Genomic DNA, 22,470 nt, shown 5'->3' with positions numbered 1-22,470 from the left:
CGACTCCAATTGATTCGGGCCGCTGCAGTTCTCAGAGCACTACAGTTCTCAGAGCACTGCAGTTCTCAGAGCACTGCAGTGCTCAGGCGACTGCGGAATCGGAGACGTAGCGAGAGATCGGCGTGACGACGGACCGTTGCGCACGACCGGTCGTGTCCGTCACGGACTGCACGAACCGGCCGGCCTCGGCGAGCGCACGCCGGCTCTCGGGAACGCTGTCGGCGAAGATCGGGAAGGCGTGCACCTGGTGTCGCCACAGGTGCAGGTCACAGCTGACCCCTGCCTCCCGCACGGCCCGCGCCATGGATTCTGCGTCGCTGCGCAGCAATTCGTCGTGACCGGCGTGGATCATCACCGGGGGCAGCACACTGAGGTCGTTGTCGAGCGGGCACATCAGCGGTCCGGGCTCCCCGTCGACGGTCAGACGGGTATGGGTGCCCTCGATGTAGCGTACGAGCGACTGCACGGCCGATCCGGGGAACATGGGGCAGGCCGCCTGCATGTCGTGTTCGGCGCGACGATCGGAATCGAGGTCGACGAGGGGCGACAGCGCGACGATTCCGGCGGGGCGGGGCAGATCGGATTCCGCGATGGCCAGGGCCGTCATGAACGACAGGTATCCTCCGGCGGAGTCGCCTGCGACGACGATGTCCTCTCCCCGATAGCCTTTCTCGCACAACCACTCGTAACCGCGTACCGCGTCGTCCACCGCGTGTGCGAGGGGAGCGTTCGGCAGCATGCGGTAGTCGACGCTGAGCACCGCGCCGTCGGCGCGATCCGACAGGCTCACGGCCAGCGAACGATGAGTGTTCAATCCGCACATCAGGAACGCGCCACCGTGCAGGTACAGCACCGCGCGCTTGGTCGATCGTCCTTCCGCGCGGATCCACTCTGCACTGCACGCGCCCAGGTCGACGTCCACGTACTGGGCTCCGGAGGGCTTGGGGAGGAGGGACGCAGCGCCGTCGACGACCGACAGTGGCCACGCGAGGTCGGGCCGGGCCATCCATGCCCCGACGACCGGCTTCGCGAGTGCGCGTACCGCGCCCCGAACGACTCGGGAGCGCACGCTTCCACCTCGGTGGGTGCGGCTGACGCCCTCACCTCCACCGAAATCGTCGATCTCAGAAGACAGCACTGGAACCTCCCGTGGGACACCCACGAAACCGGTTGATTTATTTCGCCTTACGCGACGTGGTACTGCGGTTTACCCACACCTGTCCGGCATCGAAACACCCGGTTCGGATCACGAACCGGAAACAACGATGCGAGAGGCTCCCGCAGCGCCCCGTTTACCGGTCCGGCCGGGGAGGTAACCAGCGCGTATGCCTACCGAGACCACGGTGTCCCTCTGGCGGGATCGCGCCCCGCACATCGCGACGTACGACGACTGGACGGCCCGCCGGGAGCGCTACGACATCGTGGTCGTCGGCGCCGGGATCACGGGCACCGTGACGGCGCTGCTCCTCGCTGAGAGGGGACTACGCGTTGCGGTGCTCGAAGCCCGGGACATCGGGGCGGTGACCACCGGGAACACCACCGGCAAGGTCAGCGTCCTGCAGGGCACACGCCTGTCGCAGATCGGCCGCAGACATTCCGGTGCGATCCGTCAGGGATATGTCGACGGCACCCTCGCGGCACAACGATGGGTGGTCGATTTCTGCACGCGGCACGGACTCGACTTCGACCGTGCGGACGCCTATACCTACGCGCAGGATCCGTCGAACGTGAGCATGATCGACGCGGAATACCACCACTGCCGCGCCGCCGGGTTACCGGCCGAGAGGGTCGGTGAGATCCCGCTGCCCTTCGGCGTGGCCGCGGCAGTCACGATTCCCGACCAGGTGCAGGTCGATCCCATGCCCATTCTGTTCACGGCGGTCGACCGGGCGCGTGCGTGCGGCGCCGAAGTGTTCGTCGGGCGGCGCGTGAAGACCGTGGACACCGAGGACGCAGGATGCATCGTCCGCACCGACGACGGCAACATCCGTGCAGATCGCGTCGTACTTGCAACCGGCATCCCCATCCTGGACCGCGGTGCATTCTTCGCCAGGATGGAACCCGACCGCTCGTACTCCATCGCCGTCGAAGTGCCCGGTGGCCCGCCGGAAGGGATGTTCTTGTCCGCGGACAGTCCCACCCGGTCGCTCCGCACCGCCTCTGCGGCGGGAACGCCCTCGTCGGCGGATCGACTACTGCTCGTCGGCGGCAACGGACACGTCGTCGGCCGGCACGATTCGACCCGCTCCGCATACGACGACCTGCTGCGATGGAGTCAACGGACCTTCCCCGGCGCCCACGAACTGTACCGGTGGTCGGCGCAGGACTACACGAACATGGACAGCCTCCCCGAGGTCGGGCCCGTCCTGCCCGGTGCCGACCGGATCTGGGTGGCGACCGGCTTCGGCAAGTGGGGCATGACCGGCGGGGTCGCGGCGGCGCACATCATCGCGTCCCGGTTCTCGGAGTCGCCGGATCCCGAGGTCGAGGCGTGGGCGCCCGCCATAGCGGCATGGCGCACCGAACTGGTGACCGGCATTCCCACCGCAGCCAAACTCAATGCCACCGTCGCATTGCACATGGCCAAGGGCTGGTTGCAGGCCGCGACGTCCTCCGGATCAAAGCCGGAAGAAGGACAGGGACGGGTGGTACGCAGTTGCGGACGTCCCGTCGGCGTGTCCACGGTCGACGGCCGGACGCACCGCGTGAGCGCGGTCTGCCCGCACCTCGGCGGAATCCTGCGGTGGAACGACGCGGAGTCGTCGTGGGACTGCCCGCTGCACGGCTCCCGATTCACTGCCGACGGCACTCTGCTGGAGGGGCCCGCGACCGGCAACCTTTCCCCCAGGTGACGCCGAGGGTGGAAAAAGGCGTGAGAGCCCGCGTTTCACACCATCCGAGCCGGGTAATTCTGACAGCAGCCGAGAAAGGACACACGAACATGAATTCCGCCGATGGGGCACGACTGTCCGGACTGACCATCGCAATTCTCGCGACGAACGGAGTCGAGGAGGTCGAGTTCGTCGAGCCGCGTAAAGCTCTCGAGGACGAGGGCGCCACGGTCCGACTCGTCTCGATCGAGCAGGGCGAGATCCAGGCAATGGAGAAGGACGTCAACGCCGCAGGGAAATACACCGTCGATCACCTCGTCTCGGAGGTCTCCCCCGGCGACTTCGACGGCCTGGTGCTTCCCGGTGGAACCACGAATCCCGATCAGCTGCGCCAGGACGACAAGGCCGTGTCGTTCGTGCGGGAGTTCGTCACCTCCGGGCGCCCGGTCGGCGTGATCTGCCACGGACCATGGATGCTCGTCGAGGCCGACGTGGTGCGCGACCGCACCCTCACGTCGTATCCGAGCGTTCGTACCGACATCCGCAACGCCGGCGGAAACGTCGTCGATCAAGAGGTGGTCGTCGATCGCAACCTGGTCTCGAGCCGCAACCCCGGCGACCTGCCGGCATTCTGCAAGGCACTCATAGATCTCTTCGCGGCGAACCCCGCGAGCTGAATCGTTCGGGCCACGACGCAGGCCGATCCTCGTCACTTCACCGACCGCGACCACAAAGGTCCCGGTCCATCTCCGCCTGTTTTCCGAAAGGACCTCGACGATGCTCGAGCAGAGCCCCGTTTCCGGCGCCACCTTCTTCCCGCCCGCAGCCCTCCACCAGGGCGTGCGATTCAGTACCGCGGAGATCAAGAAGCGTATCGACGAAATGTTCGACAACCCGGCTGCTCCCCTGCCGAGCGAAAGCTGATTTTCCGGAGAACTGCTGGTCGAAGGCCCGCAGCGGTGCACGCAGTTTGCGGCCCCCTACCCGCCTTGATAACAAGAAGTAGTCGATTTCGAACATGTGGGATTGGTTCGCCGTAAGGCAGTTGCACGAAGGCGGGATTATGAACGAACCGAACTCCGACGATTTCGTCGTGGTCGCCAACCGTTTGCCGGTGGATCTCGAGACGCCGACCGACGGTGGCCCGCCGGTCTGGCGACGCAGCCCCGGTGGCCTGGTGACCGCGATGGAGACCGTCCTGAGGTCCAACAGTGGCGCCTGGGTCGGCTGGCCCGGCACTCCCGACGTGACGGTCGATCCCTTCGAGGAGGACGGGCTCTCGCTGTATCCGGTGGAGTTGTCCTCCCAGGAGGTCGAGGAGTACTACGAGGGTTTCTCGAACGACACTCTGTGGCCGCTCTACCACGACGCGCTCATCCCACCCACTTTCGATCGCCGGTGGTGGCGGACCTATCGCGCGGTCAATCAGCGATTCGCCGAGGCCGCGGCCCGTGCCGCTGCCCCCGGGGCGACGGTGTGGGTGCACGACTACCAGCTCCAGCTCGTTCCCCGGATGTTGCGTGAACTCCGGCCCGACGTCACGATCGGTTTCTTCCTCCACATCCCCTTCCCGCCTACCGAACTGTTCCTGCAGTTGCCGTGGCGGAAGGCGATCGTCGACGGTCTGCTCGGCGCCGATCTCGTCGGTTTCCATCTCCCCGGCGGGGCACAGAACTTCCTCTATCTCGCCAACCGGCTCTTCGGACTTCCGGCACCGCGCGGGACCTCGTCGGGCGGCACCATCGTTCTCGGCGACCGGCAGGTTCGTGTCGGTGCCTACCCCATCTCCATCGACTCCGCGCAGCTCCGGGAACGTTCCCGCGACACCGCCGTTCAGGAGCGTGCCGCCGAGATCCGCAGGGACCTGGGCGATCCGGAGGTCATGCTGCTCGGCGTCGACCGGCTCGACTACACCAAGGGGATCGACGTACGTCTCGAGGCCCTGCACGAGCTGTTCGCCGAAGGCACCCTCGATCCCGAGAAGGTCGTGATGGTGCAGTTGGCCACGCCGAGCCGCGAGCGTTTGACGGCGTACGCACAACTCCGCGACCAGGTGGAGCGCGAAGTGGGTCGGATCAACGGCGAGTTCGCCCGGCTCGGTTCCCCCGTCGTCCACTACCTCCATGCCTCGGTCGACCGCGACGAACTGCTCGCGATGTACACCGGTGCCGATGTCATGCTGGTCACTCCCCTGCGCGACGGCATGAACCTCGTCGCCAAGGAATACATCGCCTGCCACCCCGACGGCAGCGGTTCGTTGGTGCTCAGCGAATTCGCCGGGGCGGCAGCCGAACTCCGCCGCGCTCTTCTGGTCAACCCACACGATCTCGAAGGCGTCAAGCGCGCGATCGTGGAAGCGATAGAGGAGGACCCGGCCGAACGGAAGAAGCGCATGAAGACCATGCACGCGCACGTCATGGAGTACGACGTCGCCCGCTGGTCGCGCACCTTCCTCGAGGACCTGCGGGCCACCTCGGGTGCGCACGTCACCGCCTCCGGAAGTTAGGCGTGCGGGTCCTCTCCGACATCTGTCGGAGAGGACCCGCACGCTCCGCACCTCGAACAGCGACAGACCCGAAGGAATGCGGACCTACCCGCTCGGCTGCGGCACCTCGCACTCGACCTGGGGATTGACGCCCGCGTAGTTGAGCGGCCCGGCCACCACCGTGACTGCCACCGTCGCGAGACTGCTGCAATTCTGGTCCGAGTCGCTGAAGTAGCCGCGCTGACCGGCCGCCACCGCACCGATGATCAACCAGATCAGGACCACGAGACTCACCAATCGCACGACCTCACCTCGATCCGTCTCATATGCCGGACCGTCCGGCCGGGTAGCAATACCCGAGGGGGAAACCGAACAAACGCACCGAGCGCCCTGATCCGGCCCTAACGGACAAAACTCTCCAAGGTCGGATCGGGCGGGGATGAATCCGGGTCCGGCGGCGCCTGGCGCTCGCAGGAGACGGACGTCGAACTGCGGGCACTGGCCGAACGACTCGTACACGAGATCACGTCCTTGCCGGCCCTCGCCGAACAGCATCGGAGCCACTTCGACCACGTCTTCATGACCGTGCACCAGCACGCCTGACGCCCGGCTCACCCCACCTCTCGTGGGGCGACCACCGCACATCCGGATTGGGCGACCTGGCCGGGGGTACTCGGAGAGCGAGTCACGCCGGCCGTTACGCGCGTGCGCCCCCATCGCGCGTGCACCGTTCGGCCACGAGAAGGAGAGCCATGACCCAGGATGTGGAGAAACGCTGGAACGACCCCCGGACGGCCCGTAAGGCCACGATGTACGCGGGGGGCGTGATCGTCGCTGCGCTCGTGGTGATGGGCGTCGCCATCCTCTGGGGCACGAACTCCGGACAGGACTGCAGCGACGCCGCATTCGCGGTGTGCACCGATCCCGCCCGCCAGATCCTGGTCTTCGGACCCACACTCGTGCTCCTGCTCGGCGGACTCGGCGCACTGTTGACGGCCTACCGCACGTGGAAGCGCGGCGGTCGCTGGCCGATCTGGCAGGGTGCGGGATGGGTACTGCTGGTGCTGATGGTCGTCTACGCCACCATCTCCGCCCGCGCCATCATCTGATCCGGGACCGGTCGTCCCGGCCCGGTGCGGCCGGAGCCACCGACCCACACGAACGAACAGGTGGGGCAGCAGCGTATTTCGGTTCGTACCGGCGCGCCGTGACCGGTTTATCCCCCACCACACACGGGAATACCGCTGTGGTGAAGATCGCGATGGTTGCCGGACAAGTGAATCCCCTGCTCGGTCACGGCGCGCACGCAGATGCGCCGCCGCAAGGACTTCACGTCCACCTGGCCGAACTGTCGTCCGCCCTCGCCGGGGCCGGTCACGAGGTGGTGGTCTACACACGCCGCGAGGACCGCGACGACCCCGACCGGATCTCCGCCCCCGGTGGATACGAGGTGGTGCAGGTACCGGCAGGACCACCGTCCCCGCTGCGTCCCGACGAAACCGCCTCTGCGATGGGGGAATTCGGAAGCTTCCTGGATCGGGAGTGGCGCCAGCGGCCACCGGACATCACCCACGCCCACTACTGGCTGTCCGGACTGGCCACGCAGCTCGCCACCCGTTCGCTGGGCATCCCCACGGTTCAGACCTTCCATTCCCTCGGCACGGTCGAGCACCGGATCCGGGAGAAGACTGCGATGGACGCGTCCGCGCGCGACCGAATCCGCTTGGAGCGGCTCCTCGCCCGGGGCGCGACACGCATGATCGCGACGAGTTCCGACGAGGTGTTCGAGCTGGCGCGCATGGGACTTCCCCGCACGCGGACCACGGTGGTGCCGAGCGGCGTGGACGCCGTGCACTACAGCACCGCTGCCGCTCCCGACACCACGAGGACCCGCAAGCATCGTCTGCTCGCAGCCGGCCCTCTCGAACTGGGCTCCGGATTCGACATCGCCATCGAAGCGCTGGCGGGCATTCCCGACACCGAGTTGATCATCGCCGCGCATCCCGCTCCCCCGTACTTGTCGCGCCGAGCGGACGAGCAGGAGAAGGCCCGTCTCGTGAAGCTCGCACGCGTACGCGGTGTGCAGGGACGCGTCCGGATCCGCCGCGATGTCGGGCGGGACGAGATGCCCGGTCTGCTCCTGTCCGCCGACGCCGTGGTCTCCACTCCCTGGCACGATCCGTCGGGGATGCTCGCCCTGCAGGCGATGTCGTGCGGTCGCCCGGTCATCGCAACTGCTTCCGGTGGAATGCTCGACACCGTGCTCGACGAGGCGACCGGCCTTCTCGTGCCCACCCGCTCCCCCGAGGCCGTCGCGGCCGCCGCGCGCCGGCTTCTCTCCGATGCGACGACACGCGCCACCTTCGGTATCGCCGGACGCGACCGCGTTCTCGCCCGGTACACCTGGGATCGCGTGGCGGAGGACACCCTTCGCGCCTACGAACGCTGCGTGCCGGTCCGGCGTACTGCACACCGGACCGCACGGACCGGCGTGCAGTAGCGCCCGTCGAACCTCTACAGACGCCGGAACGATCAGCGACGGAAGTCCTGATCGTTCCGGTGTGCGCCCGCTGGGCCGGCCTCGTCGCCCGGCACGGTGTTCGGGACCTGATCCGACGAACCTGCCGTCCGCGGAACCGGATCCGCGCGGTGATCACCGCGCTCGGCGTGTTCCGCCGAACGGGGATCCAGCTCTTCCGCCCGGCGACGACGCTCGTCGAGTTCGGCTCGTGCCGCTTCGGCGGTACGACGTTCCTCCTCGGAGCGGGCGCGCAGCCGCTCCGCCTCGGCCGCCTTCGCTTCGGCGTCCGCCGCGGCGCGACGGGCCTCCGCTTCGGTGCGTTCGGCCGACGCCGCCCGCTGTTCGACTCCCGGCCTGTTCTCCTCGACGCTGCGACGCAGACGTTCGGCTTCGGTACGCCGGCGCTCGGCACGCCGGTTGCGGAGCGTCCACCCCAGCACCGCCACTACCACCAACGCGACGACCACCGCTATCACCAGCAGAATCCAGTCGTTCGTGCTCATCTCGACCTCCTCGGGTTCACCAGCGGGTTCCCCCGGGTCGGAGTGACGAAACGGGCACCTCGGGCCGAGCGGCGGATCGGAGATGCCCTCCGAACAGAACCGTTGCCGCCCGGGAAACCCGAACGGCAACGGTATGGAGGGGCGTGGCGGATTGCGGCCACGCCGTATGGTCGGCTCTCCCGGCCTGTTACTTCACGCGAGCGAGCGCAGCAAGCGCTGCTTCACGTGTTCTGCATGCCTTGGAAGCGATGGTCGCGTCGGCGACCCGGAGCAACCGTTCCACCGGTCGCCCACTCAGAAGTGCCCAGCGGACGTTCAGGGCACGCGCACGTTCGTCGAGATCGTCGAAGACCGACAACCCGGCCGCACCGAAGAATTCGACTGCTCCGAGATCGACGACCATACGGATCGATTCTTCGAGCTGCCGATGGGTGAACGCGTGTAGAGCGTGTGCGTTGCGGATGTCGATCTCGCCTCGCACGTCGATCCAGACGAGGTCCGGTTCGATCTTCTGCGCGCTGAATTCTGCGCCGACGACCCGTTCTGCGGGAATGTCGGACCTGATCGGCCGAGCCGACCACCCGGATGGGACGGAATCTACCTGTGCGGCAATTCGCTGAGGAACTGTCATAGCACTTCCCAACATCGAAAATTGCAGGAAGCACGACCTACGAGACAGGCACAACCGGTGACCGATCGGAACCCTCCCGAAACAGGGGTGCTTCCGTGTTCTCGGCTGTGTGCTCAACCTTCTGCCGCCACAGTAGTCCACGAACCACGGGCACTCAACACGCCCATCGTGCATTTCGGGAATGTTGCGGCCCCCTGCCCAGGTCACGTTGGATGGATTGAATTCGCGGTATCTGGGTAATCTCTCCGACGATCAGACAGACACGACCCGCTCGTACCCCCACTCCCCGTACTGGAGACATCAGGCTCATGGCAAAATCCGCGTCGATCGAATCGGCACGCGACCACAATCCCCCGGTAGTCGAACTTCGATTAGAGGCCCATCCCGACCAGCTCGCAGTGCTTCGAGCGGTAGCCGCCGCGATCGCGCTGCAGCACGACTTCGACCTCGATACCGTTGCGGATGTGAAGCTCGCCGTCGACGAAGCGGCCACGCGGCTGATCATGGGCGCACCCGAGGACGCGATCCTGGCGTGCTCGTTCCGGGCGGCTCTCCCGCTGCTGCACATCAGCCTGTCGGCGCCCACGAACGACGCCTCCGAGATCGGGCAGCCGCGCTCCTTCGGATGGCACGTGCTCAACTCGCTGACCGAGTCCATCTCGGTGACGAGCGACGACTCGCGCGCCACGATCGACATGTCCATCGCCGAAGGCAGCGCCGATCGGTGACGCGCAACACGGGTAGGTCGAGCGACGAGTACGCCGACGTCACCGAAACGTTGAGAACACTCCTCGCACTCGAGGAGGGCGACCCCGGTCGCATCCGCATCCGCGACGCAGTGGTCGAGCGGTGCCTGCCGCTCGCCGAGCACATCGCCCGGCGCTTCGACGGCCGTGGTGAGGCCTTCGAAGATCTGCTGCAGGTCGCGCGCCTGGGCCTGGTCAACGCTGTCGACCGTTTCGACCCCGAACGCGGTTCGGATTTCGTCTCCTTCGCGGTCCCCACGATCATGGGCGAGGTGCGCCGGCACTTCCGTGACGCCGGCTGGGCGGTTCGTGTGCCGCGACGCATGAAGGAACTGCATCTGTCCCTGAGCAAGGCCACGTCCGAGCTCTCCCAGCAGCTCGGACGTGCACCCACCGCCTCCGAGCTCGCCGAGGTACTCGGCATCGATCAGGAGGAGGTGCTGCAGGGTCTCGTGGCCGGCAACGCCTACCAGACCGTGTCGGTCGACCGGTCGTCCCCGTCCGGCGACGACGGGCTCACCCTCGCCGACACGCTCGGCGACTACGACGCCGCGCTCGACGAGGTCGAGAACCACGAGGCGCTGCGTCCGCTGCTCGAGGCCCTTCCGGCCCGCGAACGCACGGTCGTGCTGCTGCGCTTCTTCGGCAACATGACGCAGACGCAGATCGCCGAGCGCGTGGGTGTCTCGCAGATGCATGTGTCGCGTCTGCTCACGAAGACCCTCGCGCAGCTCCGCGATCAGCTCGGCGACAACTTCTGACGGGTCGACGTCCCGGGCTCCCGTGCCCGGGACGTCGACGCGGTCAGAACGTCGAGGCGTCGATCACGAAGCGATAGCGCACATCACTGGCGACCACACGGTCGTATGCCTCGTTGATACGGTCCGCGGAGATCAGCTCGATCTCCGCACCGATGCCGTGCTCTGCGCAGAAGTCGAGCATCGCCTGCGTGTCGGGGATTCCGCCGACATTCGATCCGGCCATCGCACGATCGTTCATCGCGAGCGAGAACGCCCGCATCGACAGCGGCTTCTCGGGCAGGCCGAGGCCGACGAGGGTGCCGTGCAGCCGCAGCAACGACAGGTAGCGGTCGAGGTCGAGGTTGACCGAGACGGTGTTGAGGATCAGATCGAACTTCCCGCGCAACTCCTTGAAGGTCGACTCGTCCTCGGTGGACCGGTAGTCGACCGCACCGAAGCGCAGGCCGTCGTCCCGCTTCGACAGCGAGTGACCGAGCACGGTCACCTCCGCACCCATCGCTGCCGCGATCTTCACTCCGACATGCCCGAGACCGCCCATGCCGATGATCGCGACCTTGCTCCCCGGCCCGGCATTCCACCGCTTCAGCGGCGAGTACAGGGTGATTCCCGCGCACAGCAGAGGCGCCGCGGCGGCCGGGTCGAGTCCGTCGGGAATCCTCAGGACGAAGTGTTCGGTGACGACGATGTGTGTCGAGTAGCCGCCCTGGGTGACGGAGCCGTCGCGGTCGACGGAGTTGTAGGTTCCCGTCACCCGACTGGTGCAGTGCTGCTCGAATCCTGTTCGGCAGGGCTCACATTCACCACAGGAGTTCACGAAGCAACCCACGCCGACGCGGTCTCCGACGGCGTGCTTCGTGACACCGGAACCGACGGCGGCGACGGTGCCGACGATCTCGTGGCCCGGCACGATCGGGTACTTGGTTCCGCCCCACTCGTTCCGGGCGGTGTGGATGTCGGAATGGCAGATGCCGGCGAATTCGATGGCGATGAGCACGTCGAGCGGGCCGAGGGCACGTCGTTCGACGGTGGTCTTCGACAGGGGCGCGTCGGGCGCGGTGGCGGCGTATGCGGCGACGGTGGTCGTACCGGTTGTGGACGTCATTCCTCCACAACTACTCCGCCTCGCGACGACGTGCACCCGCGGGGGACTCCCGCAGGTGCACGTCGTGGAGACGGTTCGACTATCCGGCCTGGTCGGACCGGTGTGTCGCCCGGCGGCGCAGTCGTCGCGCCGCAGCGACGAGGTTGCGCAGCGACGGCTCGAGCTGCCAGTGGTGACGGGTCTTGAGACCACCGTCCGGATTGGCCCACAAGCGGTCGAGTTCCACCGATTCCGCCGCCTCGCTGAGCAACTCGTCGAGCTCGTCGATGTCCGGGATCCGGGCCGAGCGGGACTCGTAGACACCGGGACCGACACCGTGGGACAGCGCGCGGTCCTTGATCGCCTCGAGCACCCAGCGGATCGAGCGTGTCGCCACGATCGCCGTGACGTCGGCGTCGAGCCGCTCGATCGCGTCGACCACCGACACCTGACCCGAATAGGTCAGGTGCGTGTGGATCTGCGTCTCCGGCTTCGCGCCACCGGTGGCGAGACGGAAGGCGTCGACGGCCCAGTCGAGGTACTCGGAGCGCCCGTCCTGCCGCAGCGGCAACAGTTCCCGGATGGCCGGTTCGTCGACCTGGATGATCGCGATGCCCGCCCGCTCGAGATCGGCGATCTCGTCGCGGATGGCCAGCGCGAGCTGGTCGGCCGTCTCGTGGAGCGGCTGATCCTGACGCACGTAGGAACGCGCCAGCATCGTCACCGGACCGGTGAGCATGCCCTTGACCGGCTTGTCGGTCAGCGACTGCGCGAACGAGATCCACTCGACCGTCATCGGCTTCGGCCGCACGATGTCGCCGTAGAGGATCGGCGGACGCGTGCAGCGCGAACCGTAGGCCTGCACCCAGCCGAAGTGGGTGGTGGCAAAGCCCTCCATCAGCTCGGCGAAGTACTGCACCATGTCGTTGCGTTCGTGCTCGCCGTGGACGAGGACGTCGAGACCGATGTCCTCCTGCAGACGGATGGTGGACTCGATCTCCTCCTGGATCCGCTTGACGTACTCGCCGTACGACATCCGGCCACGACCGAGTTCCGCTCGTGCCCTGCGGATCTCCGCGGTCTGCGGGAACGACCCCAGGGTTGTCACCGGCACCGGCGGCAGATCCAGTCGCTTCTGCTGCGCGGCGCGGCGCTCCTCGTACGGCGCGCGCACCCGATGGGCGGGCGTGACCGCGTTCAGACGTGCACGGACGGTGTGCTTCTGCTTGAAGTGCACCGACACGGGCGGCTTGCGCCACCGCTCCTCGGCCCCGGTCGTGAGCGCCTTGGCAAGGGAGACCACCTCCCCCACCTTCTGCTTCGCAAACGCGAGACGGTCGGCGACGTCGCCGGGGATGTCGTACTCGACGAGCAGGTCGTAGGGCACGTGCAGCAGCGAGGACGAGGTCGACACGACGAGATCCGGTGCGACCGCGGCGAGCGACTTCAGGTAGTCGAGGGTGCGGTGGCGGTCGACCTTCCACACGTTGCGGCCGTCGACGACACCGGCGTAGATGCGCTTGCGCTTGAGTCCGGGCACTGCGGCCAGTTCGTCCGCGCTCATGCGGCCGTTGACCAGGTCCAGGCCGATCGCCTCGATCTTCGACGCGGCCAGGATCGGCAGTGCCTCACCGAGATGCCCGTACGGGCCGGTCACGAGCAGACGCGGACGCAGCGGAGCGTGCGAGAGCGCGTCGTAGGTACGCGCGAGTGCTGCGAGCTCTTCCTCGCTGCGGTCCTCGGTGAACGACGGCTCGTCGAGCTGCACGCAGGTGGCACCGGCACGGGCGAGCTGCTCGAAGAGCTTCTCGTATTCGGGGAGCAGCGCGTCGAGCAGGTCGAGGGTGCGAAAACCCTCCTTAGTCGACGTCGGTGCGACCTTCGACAGCAGCAGCAGCGAGACCGGGCCGAGCACCACCGGCCGCAGCTCGATACCCTCGGCCTTCGCACGCTCGAACTCGTCGAGTACGGCCGCCGAATTCAGCTCGAAGACGGTGTTCTCGTCGAGTTCGGGCTGGCGGTAGTGGTAGTTGCTGCCGAACCAGCGCACCAGCTCGAGCGGCGGGAAGTCCTCGCGGCCACGGCACAGCGTGAAGTACAGATCGAGCGGGTCGAGCTCATCGGCCAGTGGACGGAACCGCTCGGGCAGCGCGCCGAACAACAGCGCGTTGTCCAGGACGTGATCGTAGTAGGAGAACGTGTTGCCGGGTACCTGGGTCAGACCCGTGGCTGCGAGCTCGCGCCAGGTGTTCTCCTGGAGCTCGCGAGCGACCGCGACAAGTTCGTCGCGCGTGCCCTCACCGTGCCAGTAGGCCTCGAGGGCGAACTTGAGCTCGCGGCGGGGCCCGATGCGCGGGTACCCGAGGATGCTCGATCCGTATCCGTCGGCGAGAGTTGCCATGTCGGCGTCGACCTTTCCCTCATGCACGTCGCGCCCGTGCACCGGTGACCAGTGTTCGGAACACTGTCGCCGGGCACGGGCGCCGTGTGCGGTGGTGCTACCTGGCTAGCCGGCCTTCTTGACCGTGCGACCGTTGTCGGCGTACTCGTAGAAGCCGGCGCCCGACTTCTTGCCGACGAGTCCCGCCTCGACCATGCGCTGTAGCAGCGGCGGGGCCGAGTACAGGGGCTCTTTGAACTCCTCGTACATGGAGTCGGCGATCGACTTGACGGTGTCCAGACCGACCAGGTCGGTCAGGGCGAGCGGACCCATCGGGTGGGCGCAACCCAGGACCATCGTCTTGTCGATGTCCTCCTTGGTGGCGAAGCCGGACTCGACCATCCGGATCGCCGAGAGCAGGTACGGCACCAGCAGTGCGTTGGCGATGAAACCTGCACGGTCGGAGGACCGCACGACCTGCTTGCCCAGTACGTCGGCTGCGAACGCCTCGGCGCGCTCGGCGACGGTGGGGCTGGTCTTCAGGGTGGTGACGAGCTCGACGAGCGGGAGCACCGGAACAGGGTTGAAGAAGTGCATGCCGATGACACGCTCGGGCGCACCGGTCGCGATACCGAGCTTCATGATCGGGATCGACGAGGTGTTCGAGGCGAGCACCGCGTTGGGATCGGTGACGATCTTGTCGAGCTCCGCGAGGATCTCGCTCTTGACCTTCTCGTCCTCGACGACGGCCTCCACCACGAGCTGCCGATCGGCGAAGTCACCGAGATCGGAGGTGAAGCGCAGACGCCATGCGGCCTGCTCACGCTCCCGTTCGGTGATCTTTCCGCTGCTCACGCCCCGGTCCAGCGACCGGAGGATCCGGGCACGTCCGGCAGCCGCGAGTTCGCGGGTCTGCTCGAACACCAGTACGTCGACATGAGCGCGTGCGCACACCTCGGCGATACCTGCGCCCATGATGCCGGCGCCGATCACGCCGACGCGCTGAATCTTTTCGCTGGTCACGTCAGCTCCTTCTCGTTGTGGGGGTCGTGGCCGAGGCCGGAAGTACAAGCGAGGACCCGTCGGGTGCGCGCGTTTCGAACTGCTCCGGATACGCACGCACCCCGCGGCAGGACATGGGGACCTGTGGATCCCGCCGCGGGGTGGTGGACCTCGGGGTGGCGCTGGTTCCTAGTGGAACTGGCCTTCCTCGGTGGAGCCCTTCAGGGCAGCCGTGGAGGTGTTGGGATCGACGGTGGTGGCGATGGTGTCGAAGTAGCCGGCACCGACCTCACGCTGGTGCTTGATGGCGGTGAAGCCGCGCTCCTTGGCCGCCTTGAACTCGCGCTCCTGCAGGTCGACGAAGGCCGTCATGCCCTCGCGGGCGTAGCCGTGCGCCAGGTCGAACATGCCGTAGTTGAGCGAGTGGAAGCCGGCGAGGGTGATGAACTGGAACTTGAAGCCCATCGCGCCGAGCTCCTTCTGGAACTTCGCGATGGTCGCGTCGTCCAGGTGAGCCTTCCAGTTGAAGGACGGCGAGCAGTTGTAGGCCAGCAGCTGGTCCGGGAACTCGCTGCGGACGCCCTCGGCGAACTTCTTGGCGACCTCGAGGTCCGGAACACCGGTCTCCATCCAGATGAGGTCGGAGTACGGAGCGTAGGCCTTCGCACGGGCGATGCAGGGCTCGATGCCGTTCTTGACGTGGTAGAAGCCCTCGGCGGTGCGCTCACCGGTGATGAACGGGCGGTCACGCTCGTCGACATCGGAGGTGATGAGGGTCGCGGCCTCGGCGTCGGTGCGGGCGATGACCACGGTCGGGACGTCCGCGACGTCGGCCGCGAGGCGAGCCGAGGTCAGGGTGCGGATGTGCTGCTGCGTGGGGATGAGCACCTTGCCACCGAGGTGACCGCACTTCTTCTCCGACGCGAGCTGGTCCTCCCAGTGGGAACCGGCGACGCCGGCCGCGATCATGGCCTTCTGCAGCTCGTAGACGTTGAGGGCGCCACCGAAGCCTGCCTCACCGTCGGCGACGATCGGAGCGAGCCAGTTGTCGACGGAAGTGTCGCCCTCGACCTTGGCGATCTCGTCGGCGCGCAGCAGCGCGTTGTTGATACGGCGGACGACCTGCGGAACCGAGTTCGCCGGGTACAGCGACTGGTCCGGGTAGGTGTGGCCGGACAGGTTGGCGTCGCCGGCGACCTGCCAACCGGAGAGGTAGATGGCCTTCAGGCCGGCGCGGACCTGCTGGACCGCCTGGTTACCGGTGAGGGCGCCGAGCGAGTTGATGTAGTCCTCGTTGTTGACGAGGTCCCACAGGATCTCGGAACCGCGGCGAGCGAGGGTGGCTTCCTCGACGACGTTGCCCTGCAGCTTGGCGACCTGCTCGGCGGTGTAGTTGCGGGTGATCCCCTTCCAGCGCGGATTGGTGTCCCAATCCTTCTGGATCTCTTCTGCAGTCCTCGGGGTGCCGGTGGTCGACATCAAATCTCCACTCTCTAGATCTGCCCCGCTCGGGATGAAGCAGTACGCGTGTACGACTTCACATCCTTTGCGTGCCGTTCGGATGTACAAGAACGACAATGACACAGTCCAAAAAGCCCGTCTACCTGTTGCTAATGCCAATCTCGGCTATTTTCGTCGCAGCCATTGCGAAGATTGCCAATCGATGGTCGGTCCAACTACCCGAATCGGGCACGGGTTTATTACCCGCGAGTAGTAACTACCTCGGCTTTTGCCGCTGCCGGCCGGCCCACACCGCCGGGACGCCTCGTCCCGCCGACTCCCCCACCTCGGGACGGATCGGACACCTGCCTGTGACTGCCTTCACAAACGGTGATCGTGGTTTGTGATCCCCATTGACCCCTGGAATCCCATCCGTAACATGTCTCGGGCCGGATCGGGGCCGGTGCATCGTAGTGCCTTCGTGTGTCAGGGCCCCGGCAGAACAGCCCCCGAACACGAGGAGTCGACATTCTCTCGAGTACGTCGCGGTCGATCGTCGAAGCGACCCTGCCGGTGGTCGGCGCCGAGATCGGCACGATCTCACGTGTCTTCTACAACCGGCTCTTCCGGGCCGTCCCGTCCCTGCGGGACACCTTCAACCGCACCAACCAGGCCAACGGGGCCCAGCAACGGGCGCTCGCCGACTCGGTCGCCGCTTTCGCATCACTGCTGGTCACCCACGCACCGACCGACATCGACCCGATCATGGAGCGGATCGCCGCCAAACATGCGTCCCTCGGTGTACAGGCCGCGCACTACGGGATCGTGCGGACCCACCTGTTCGCCGCGATCGCCGAGGTGCTCGGCGACGCCATCACACCGCAGGTCGCCGTGGCCTGGCACGAGGTGTACACGCTGATGGCGAACTCGCTCGTCGAGCAGGAGACGGAGCTGTACCGGCGGGCCGGTGTGGCCCCCGGTGACATCTGGCGTCGGGTTGTCGTCACCGAACACGAGTACGACGGCGCGCACGCGGCCACCGTCCACCTCCGCTCCGTCGACGGTCGGCCGCTGCCGGCCTTCCTTCCCGGCCAGTACATCTCGGTGCGGGTCGCGCTGCCGAACGGCTCCGAGCAGATCCGCCAGTACACCGTCTTCCCGGGCAGGACGAGCGGCGAGTGGGCCGTCACCGTCAAGCGCGTGCCGGGCGGACTCGTCTCCCCCGTGCTGTGCGACGGCCTGGGCGTCGACGATCACCTCCTCGTGTCGCCGCCGTTCGGCAGCGTCGTCGTCGACAGGGGCAGCGAACCGTTGCTGCTCGCCTCGGCGGGCGTGGGCGTGACGATGACGATCGCGGCGCTGCGCGACATGCAGTCCCGGGGCGACGGCCGGAGCGTCGACGTCGTCCACGTCGACCGCACCCCCTACGAGCAACCGCACCGGACCGAACTCGCCATCCTGGTCGACTCGTTGCCGGACGCCCGGCTGCACGTGCGCTACACCGAGTACGACGAGATCCGCAGCGACGGACGAACTCCACTGTCCGGGCTGACGATTCCGGGCGATGCCCGCACCTATGTGTGCGGTCCGATCACGTTCATGCGTGCCATCCGCTCGGATCTCGTCGCGTCGGGGGTATCCCCCGAGTCGATTCACTTCGAGGCGTTCGCGCCGGGCTCGTGGTTCGGCCTCGAGGCCCCACCGGTATCTGTCGATTAACACGCTGCGAACGCTGCCTTGCGAAGGCTGCGAGGCAGTTCTACCCTGGGCGAATGGCCAAGACCTATGTAGGCGCCCGGCTGCGGCAGCTACGCACCGAGCGAGGACTCAGCCAGGCCGCGCTCGCCAAGACCCTCGAGATCTCGGCGAGTTATCTCAACCAGATCGAGCACGACGTCAGGCCGCTGACGGTGCCCGTCCTGCTCCGGATCAGCGAGGTCTTCGGGGTCGACGCCACCTTCTTCTCCTCGCAGGACGACACCCGTCTGATCGCGGAGATGCGGGAGGTCGCGCTCGACCGGGAGATGGGCATCGAGGCCGACGCCCAGGAGATCGCCGAGATGGTCGCAGCCCACCCCACTCTGGCGCGCGCGATGGTCAATCTCCACCGGCGCTTCCGCAACACCACCGCGCAGCTCGCCGTCGCGACCGAGGAGAGGTACAGCGACGGCAGCGGCAGCGGTGCGATCACCATGCCCCACGAGGAGGTCCGCGACTACTTCTACCAGCGGCAGAACTACCTGCACGATCTCGACACCGCGGCCGAGGAGCTGGCCAACCGCATCCGGTTCCACCGCGGCGACGTGGGGGGCGAGATCGCTCGCCGCATGACCACGGTCCACGATGTGCAGATCGTCAAGCGCATCGACCTCGGCGAGAACATCCTTCACCGCTACGACCCCGAGACCCGTGTCCTGGAGGTCGCGCCGCAGTTGTCCGGCGGGCAGCAGGTCTTCAAGCTGGCCATCGAACTCGCGTACCTGGAGTGTGGAGAGCTCATCGACCGCCTCGTCGCGGAGGGTTCGTTCACGAGCGATGCCTCACGCGCGCTGGCCCGGCTCGGGCTCGCCAACTACTGGGCGGCCGCACTGATCCTGCCGTACACGCAGTTCCACGAGATCGCAGAGGACTTCCGCTACGATGTCGAACGCCTGTCGGCCTTCTACGGCGTCAGCTACGAGACGATCGCGCACCGGCTGTCGACACTCCAACGTCCGAAGCTGCGGGGCGTCCCGTTCTCGTTCGTGCGCGTCGACCGCGCGGGCAACATGTCGAAGCGCCAGTCCGCCACCGGTTTCCACTTCTCCACCAGCGGTGGCACGTGCCCGTTGTGGAACGTCTACGAGACCTTCGCCTATCCCGGCAAGATCATGACGCAGATCGCGCAGATGCCCGACGGTCGTCGCTATCTGTGGGTCGCGCGCACGGTCGAGCGTCGCGCCGCGCGTTACGGCCAGCCGTCGAAGACGTTCGCGATCGGTCTCGGCTGCGAACTGCGGCACGCGCATCGCCTCGTCTATGCCGACGGTCTCGACCTCGACGAGTCCAATCCCGGCACGCCGATCGGCTCGGGTTGCCGCGTGTGCGAGCGGATGAACTGCCCGCAGCGCGCCTTCCCTCCCCTGGGCAAGGAGATCGACATCAACGAGCACCGCTCGTCGGTCTCGCCGTATCTGGTGCGCTGAGCGTCGGTAGGCTCGTCGCATGGCACGCACCCCCGACTCGATAGGCGCGAAGGCACTCGAGTTCCTGTCCGAGTACCACCTCGCGACGCTCACGACCCTCCGCAAGGACGGCTCGCCGCACGTCGTCGCCGTCGGGTTCACGTGGGACGGCGAGGCCGGCCTCGCCCGCGTCATCACCTTCGAGGGCTCCCAGAAGACCCTCAACGTCGAGCGCGGGGGTTACGCGGTGGTGAGCCAGGTCGACGGCGGTCGCTGGCTCACCCTCGAGGGCCCGGCCCGCGTTACGCGCGAGCCGGCCGACGTCCGCGAGGGCGAGCGTCGCTACGCCGCCCGCTACCGCGAACCCCGCCCCAACCCCCGCCGCGTCGTCATCGAGATCGCAGTCGAGCGCGTGATGGGCTCGGTCCTCGACCCCATCTGACGCATCCGCTCGCTTGTTTGCCATCCGCAGCGGAAGCAGATGCGGCACATAGCTGGGAGGGTAGCGGTTACCGCCACGCACGGGCGACAGCACGGTCGAAGCGAGCGAGGACGACGTCGAACCGGGACAGTTCGGGCCACGTCCACCTGACCACTTCGAAGCCGAGGTCGCGCAGGGCGTCCTCCCGTCGCTTCTCGTTCCGTAGGGCCTCGACGCCTCCCTTGTCGTACTTGCCCATCCCGTCGAACTCACCGACGACTCCTTCGTCCTCCCAGAGGAAGTCGACCCGGGCGACGAACTGCCCGTCGGGTGTTCGTATCTCCTTCTGGAGCGTCGGTGCGGGCATGCCGGCCTGATGCATCCGGATGCGACTCAGCGATTCTCCCGGACTCTCGCTGCGACCGTCGAGAAATGCAGCCACGCGTCGCGCCGCGGCGATACCCCTACGCGGCCCGGACTCGTCGAGACAACAGAGCAACGCGGAGCCGAACTCGGCATCACGAGCCGCAGCACAATCACCCGCGATCACGGCTTCGTCGAAGTCGAGTGTGCAGGCGAGATCCACGACGGTCCGGGCGAGCGAGGTGCACGCTATGCCCGCGACCTCCGACAGGTCGTGAGGACGCAGAGGGGCGACGTGCAGGTGACGGTTCGCGTTCCTCCGACCACCACCCGATCTGCCGCGGGTGACGTGGACCCGTGTGAGATCCGGCTTCCACAGGGCGAGCCCGTGCAGGACGGCGGCGGACTCGTGGCTGATCACCGTGCCGGGCGCGAGCACTGCCCCGACGGATCGCACGCGCACGCGATAGCGATCGAGTTCGTCGAGGGAGTCGTCGCGGTGGAGGTAGACGCCGGGTTCGAGTCGCTCGAGTTCACCGGCGCGTACCGCACGACGGATCTCGGAGTCGGTCATCCCGGAAGCGAGAGCGGTGGTCCGCAGGAAAGGTGTCGGTCGCATGCGGACAACCGTGCCCGATCGTCGTGGTGCAGACGCGGTGCGAACACCGGTATTCGCGTCGCCTGTGGATGATCTCGCCACCTGTGGACAAACAGTTCGCTACACCGTCAGCTATCCGCCGCAGCGATTGCCGTAGCGGATAGCGAAGGTCGTAGCTGATGCTTGTGCGCATTTTGTAACGCCCACGAAATCTGTGTCACGAGACCGTGACCGGAAGATATTCCCGCGCAACAACTCCCTTCTACTGTGTGGCCTCACGGATACAGCGCTGTATACGCCTCCCGGATACACCGGGGTCCCCTCAGGCCACACCTTCGAAGGAAGGGCTCTACATGTCTGTTGTCAGGTCCAGGCTCGCCACCCGCGCCATCGCGGCCCCCGCAGCACTCGTCGCAGTCGGACTCGTGCTGTCCGCCTGCGGAAGTCGCGCAGGTGACGAGGGCAGCACGGCCGCCTCCGGTGCTGCGTCGTGCGTCGACACCTCGGGCGACACCGTCAAGGTCGGCTCGCTCAACTCCCTGTCGGGCACGATGGCGATCTCCGAGGTCACCGTCCGCGACTCGATCGCGCTGGCCGTCGAGGAGATCAACGCCGACGGCGGTGTGCTCGGCAAGCAGATCGAGATCGTCTCCGAGGACGGCGCATCCGAGCCGACGGTGTTCGCGGAGAAGGCCGAAAAGCTCATCGGATCCGACTGCGTCGCAGCGGTGTTCGGTGGCTGGACATCGTCGAGTCGCAAGGCGATGCTGCCGGTCTTCGAGGACCGCAACGCGCTGCTGTACTACCCCGTCCAGTACGAGGGCCTCGAGTCGTCATCGAACATCTTCTACACCGGCGCGACCACCAACCAGCAGATCGTGCCGGCCCTGGACTACCTGAAGGAACAGGGCGTGAAGTCGCTCTACCTCGTCGGTAGCGACTACGTCTTCCCGCAGACCGCCAACCGCATCATCAAGGCGTACGCCGAGGCCAACGACATCGAGATCAAGGGTGAGGACTACACCCCGCTCGGCTCCACCGACTTCTCCACCATCGTCAACAAGGTGCGCACCGCCGACGCCGACGCGGTGTTCAACACACTCAACGGCGACTCCAACGTCGCGTTCTTCCGCGAGTACACCAACGCCGGCCTCAACGCGAAGGACATGCCGGTCGTGTCGGTGTCCATCGCCGAGGAGGAGGTGGGCGGCATCGGCGCGCAGAACATCGAGGGCCAGCTCACCGCGTGGAACTACTACCAGACCGTCGACTCCCCCGAGAACACCTCGTTCGTCGAGGCGTACAAGGCGAAGTACGGCGCGAACAAGCCGACCTCCGATCCCATGGAGGCCGCTTACACCTCGGTCTACCTGTGGAAGAACACCGTCGAGAAGGCCGAGTCCTTCGAGGTCGACGACGTCGTCGAAGCCGCCGACGGCGTGACCTTCGACGCCCCCGAGGGCACCGTCACGATCGATGGCGACAACCACCACATCACCAAGACCGCTCGCGTCGGTGAGATCCGCGGCGACGGCCTGATCTA

21 protein-coding genes are annotated in these 22,470 nt (G+C 66.8%); 12 read left to right on the top strand and 9 right to left on the bottom strand.

What is annotated here, in order from left to right; translation table 11 throughout:
- Positions 1-82 precede the first annotated feature (82 nt).
- Complete coding sequence (locus tag NVV99_RS18805) at positions 83-1,069, bottom strand: alpha/beta hydrolase (RefSeq protein ID WP_024101763.1); 987 nt, start codon at positions 1,067-1,069, stop codon at positions 83-85.
- A 256-nt stretch (positions 1,070-1,325) separates the two neighbouring features.
- Here NVV99_RS18805 and NVV99_RS18800 point away from each other — a divergent pair, with 256 nt between their 5' ends.
- The 4 genes from NVV99_RS18800 (at position 1,326) to NVV99_RS18785 (ending at position 5,337) form a co-directional block, all read left to right on the top strand.
- Positions 1,326-2,852 carry an FAD-dependent oxidoreductase gene (locus NVV99_RS18800; protein WP_024101764.1) on the top strand — a complete coding sequence of 509 codons (1,527 nt, stop codon included), beginning with the start codon at positions 1,326-1,328 and terminating at the stop codon, positions 2,850-2,852.
- 89 nt (positions 2,853-2,941) lie between these two features.
- Complete coding sequence (locus NVV99_RS18795; RefSeq protein WP_006553568.1) at positions 2,942-3,508, top strand: type 1 glutamine amidotransferase domain-containing protein; 567 nt, start codon at positions 2,942-2,944, stop codon at positions 3,506-3,508.
- Positions 3,509-3,608: 100 nt separating this feature from the next.
- Positions 3,609-3,755 carry a hypothetical protein gene (locus tag NVV99_RS18790; RefSeq protein ID WP_019291152.1) on the top strand — a complete coding sequence of 49 codons (147 nt, stop codon included), beginning with the start codon at positions 3,609-3,611 and terminating at the stop codon, positions 3,753-3,755.
- A 139-nt stretch (positions 3,756-3,894) separates the two neighbouring features.
- A complete protein-coding gene (locus NVV99_RS18785) occupies positions 3,895-5,337 on the top strand; it encodes a trehalose-6-phosphate synthase (protein ID WP_006553569.1) in 1,443 nt (480 codons plus the stop codon).
- Between the two features lie 84 nt (positions 5,338-5,421).
- Here NVV99_RS18785 and NVV99_RS18780 read toward each other — a convergent pair whose 3' ends face one another.
- A complete protein-coding gene (locus tag NVV99_RS18780) occupies positions 5,422-5,619 on the bottom strand; it encodes a hypothetical protein (protein WP_019291151.1) in 198 nt (65 codons plus the stop codon).
- A gap of 449 nt (positions 5,620-6,068) precedes the next feature.
- On the opposite strand from NVV99_RS18780, the gene NVV99_RS18775 reads away from it, so the two are divergent.
- A complete protein-coding gene (locus NVV99_RS18775; RefSeq protein ID WP_019291150.1) occupies positions 6,069-6,425 on the top strand; it encodes a hypothetical protein in 357 nt (118 codons plus the stop codon).
- Between the two features lie 137 nt (positions 6,426-6,562).
- The gene (locus tag NVV99_RS18770; RefSeq protein WP_041803436.1) at positions 6,563-7,816 is read left to right on the top strand and encodes a glycosyltransferase; all 1,254 of its coding nucleotides are present in this window, start codon (positions 6,563-6,565) and stop codon (positions 7,814-7,816) included.
- Positions 7,817-7,848: 32 nt separating this feature from the next.
- On the opposite strand, the gene NVV99_RS18765 is transcribed toward NVV99_RS18770, so the two are convergent.
- Complete coding sequence (locus tag NVV99_RS18765) at positions 7,849-8,340, bottom strand: hypothetical protein (protein WP_024101766.1); 492 nt, start codon at positions 8,338-8,340, stop codon at positions 7,849-7,851.
- Positions 8,341-8,527: 187 nt separating this feature from the next.
- Positions 8,528-8,971, bottom strand: a complete 444-nt coding sequence (locus NVV99_RS18760; protein WP_006553574.1) for an STAS domain-containing protein — start codon at positions 8,969-8,971, stop codon at positions 8,528-8,530.
- A 308-nt stretch (positions 8,972-9,279) separates the two neighbouring features.
- Here NVV99_RS18760 and NVV99_RS18755 point away from each other — a divergent pair, with 308 nt between their 5' ends.
- Complete coding sequence (locus NVV99_RS18755; RefSeq protein ID WP_024101767.1) at positions 9,280-9,699, top strand: anti-sigma factor; 420 nt, start codon at positions 9,280-9,282, stop codon at positions 9,697-9,699.
- On the top strand, positions 9,696-10,478 hold the full coding sequence (locus NVV99_RS18750; RefSeq protein ID WP_006553576.1) for a SigB/SigF/SigG family RNA polymerase sigma factor: 783 nt from the start codon (positions 9,696-9,698) through the stop codon (positions 10,476-10,478). Before NVV99_RS18755 ends, NVV99_RS18750 begins: the two co-directional genes overlap by 4 nt.
- A gap of 43 nt (positions 10,479-10,521) precedes the next feature.
- Here the strand turns inward: NVV99_RS18750 and NVV99_RS18745 are convergent, their stop codons facing one another.
- The 4 genes from NVV99_RS18745 to aceA all read right to left on the bottom strand — a co-directional run bounded on the left by NVV99_RS18745 (position 10,522) and on the right by aceA (position 16,420).
- Complete coding sequence (locus NVV99_RS18745; RefSeq protein WP_024101768.1) at positions 10,522-11,580, bottom strand: NAD(P)-dependent alcohol dehydrogenase; 1,059 nt, start codon at positions 11,578-11,580, stop codon at positions 10,522-10,524.
- Between the two features lie 79 nt (positions 11,581-11,659).
- The gene (metE, locus tag NVV99_RS18740) at positions 11,660-13,960 is read right to left on the bottom strand and encodes a 5-methyltetrahydropteroyltriglutamate--homocysteine S-methyltransferase (RefSeq protein ID WP_024101769.1); all 2,301 of its coding nucleotides are present in this window, start codon (positions 13,958-13,960) and stop codon (positions 11,660-11,662) included.
- 105 nt (positions 13,961-14,065) lie between these two features.
- Complete coding sequence (locus NVV99_RS18735) at positions 14,066-14,962, bottom strand: 3-hydroxybutyryl-CoA dehydrogenase (RefSeq protein ID WP_019291147.1); 897 nt, start codon at positions 14,960-14,962, stop codon at positions 14,066-14,068.
- 168 nt (positions 14,963-15,130) lie between these two features.
- Complete coding sequence (gene aceA / locus NVV99_RS18730; RefSeq protein WP_006553580.1) at positions 15,131-16,420, bottom strand: isocitrate lyase; 1,290 nt, start codon at positions 16,418-16,420, stop codon at positions 15,131-15,133.
- A 534-nt stretch (positions 16,421-16,954) separates the two neighbouring features.
- Here aceA and NVV99_RS18725 point away from each other — a divergent pair.
- From NVV99_RS18725 to NVV99_RS18715, 3 genes are read left to right on the top strand one after another with little or no spacing between them, the layout of a single operon-like run.
- Entirely contained in the window at positions 16,955-18,100 is a 1,146-nt protein-coding gene (locus NVV99_RS18725) for a globin domain-containing protein (protein ID WP_051424844.1), read from the top strand.
- A 53-nt stretch (positions 18,101-18,153) separates the two neighbouring features.
- Entirely contained in the window at positions 18,154-19,566 is a 1,413-nt protein-coding gene (gene ramB / locus NVV99_RS18720) for an acetate metabolism transcriptional regulator RamB (protein WP_006553582.1), read from the top strand.
- Positions 19,567-19,585: 19 nt separating this feature from the next.
- Complete coding sequence (locus tag NVV99_RS18715; RefSeq protein WP_024101771.1) at positions 19,586-19,987, top strand: PPOX class F420-dependent oxidoreductase; 402 nt, start codon at positions 19,586-19,588, stop codon at positions 19,985-19,987.
- 67 nt (positions 19,988-20,054) lie between these two features.
- Here the strand turns inward: NVV99_RS18715 and NVV99_RS18710 are convergent, their stop codons facing one another.
- The gene (locus NVV99_RS18710) at positions 20,055-20,948 is read right to left on the bottom strand and encodes a type IV toxin-antitoxin system AbiEi family antitoxin domain-containing protein (RefSeq protein WP_024101772.1); all 894 of its coding nucleotides are present in this window, start codon (positions 20,946-20,948) and stop codon (positions 20,055-20,057) included.
- 332 nt (positions 20,949-21,280) lie between these two features.
- On the opposite strand from NVV99_RS18710, the gene urtA reads away from it, so the two are divergent.
- The coding region (gene urtA, locus NVV99_RS18705) for an urea ABC transporter substrate-binding protein (protein ID WP_260783000.1) at positions 21,281-22,470 on the top strand (1,190 nt) is incomplete at its 3' end.

The sequence above is a fragment of the Rhodococcus sp. PAE-6 genome (assembly GCF_025290685.1).
In the GTDB taxonomy this organism is placed as follows: Bacteria; Actinomycetota; Actinomycetes; order Mycobacteriales; family Mycobacteriaceae; genus Rhodococcus; species Rhodococcus pyridinivorans.
Note: the sequence above shows the minus strand (reverse complement) of the source record. Positions and strands in the feature narration are given on the sequence as shown.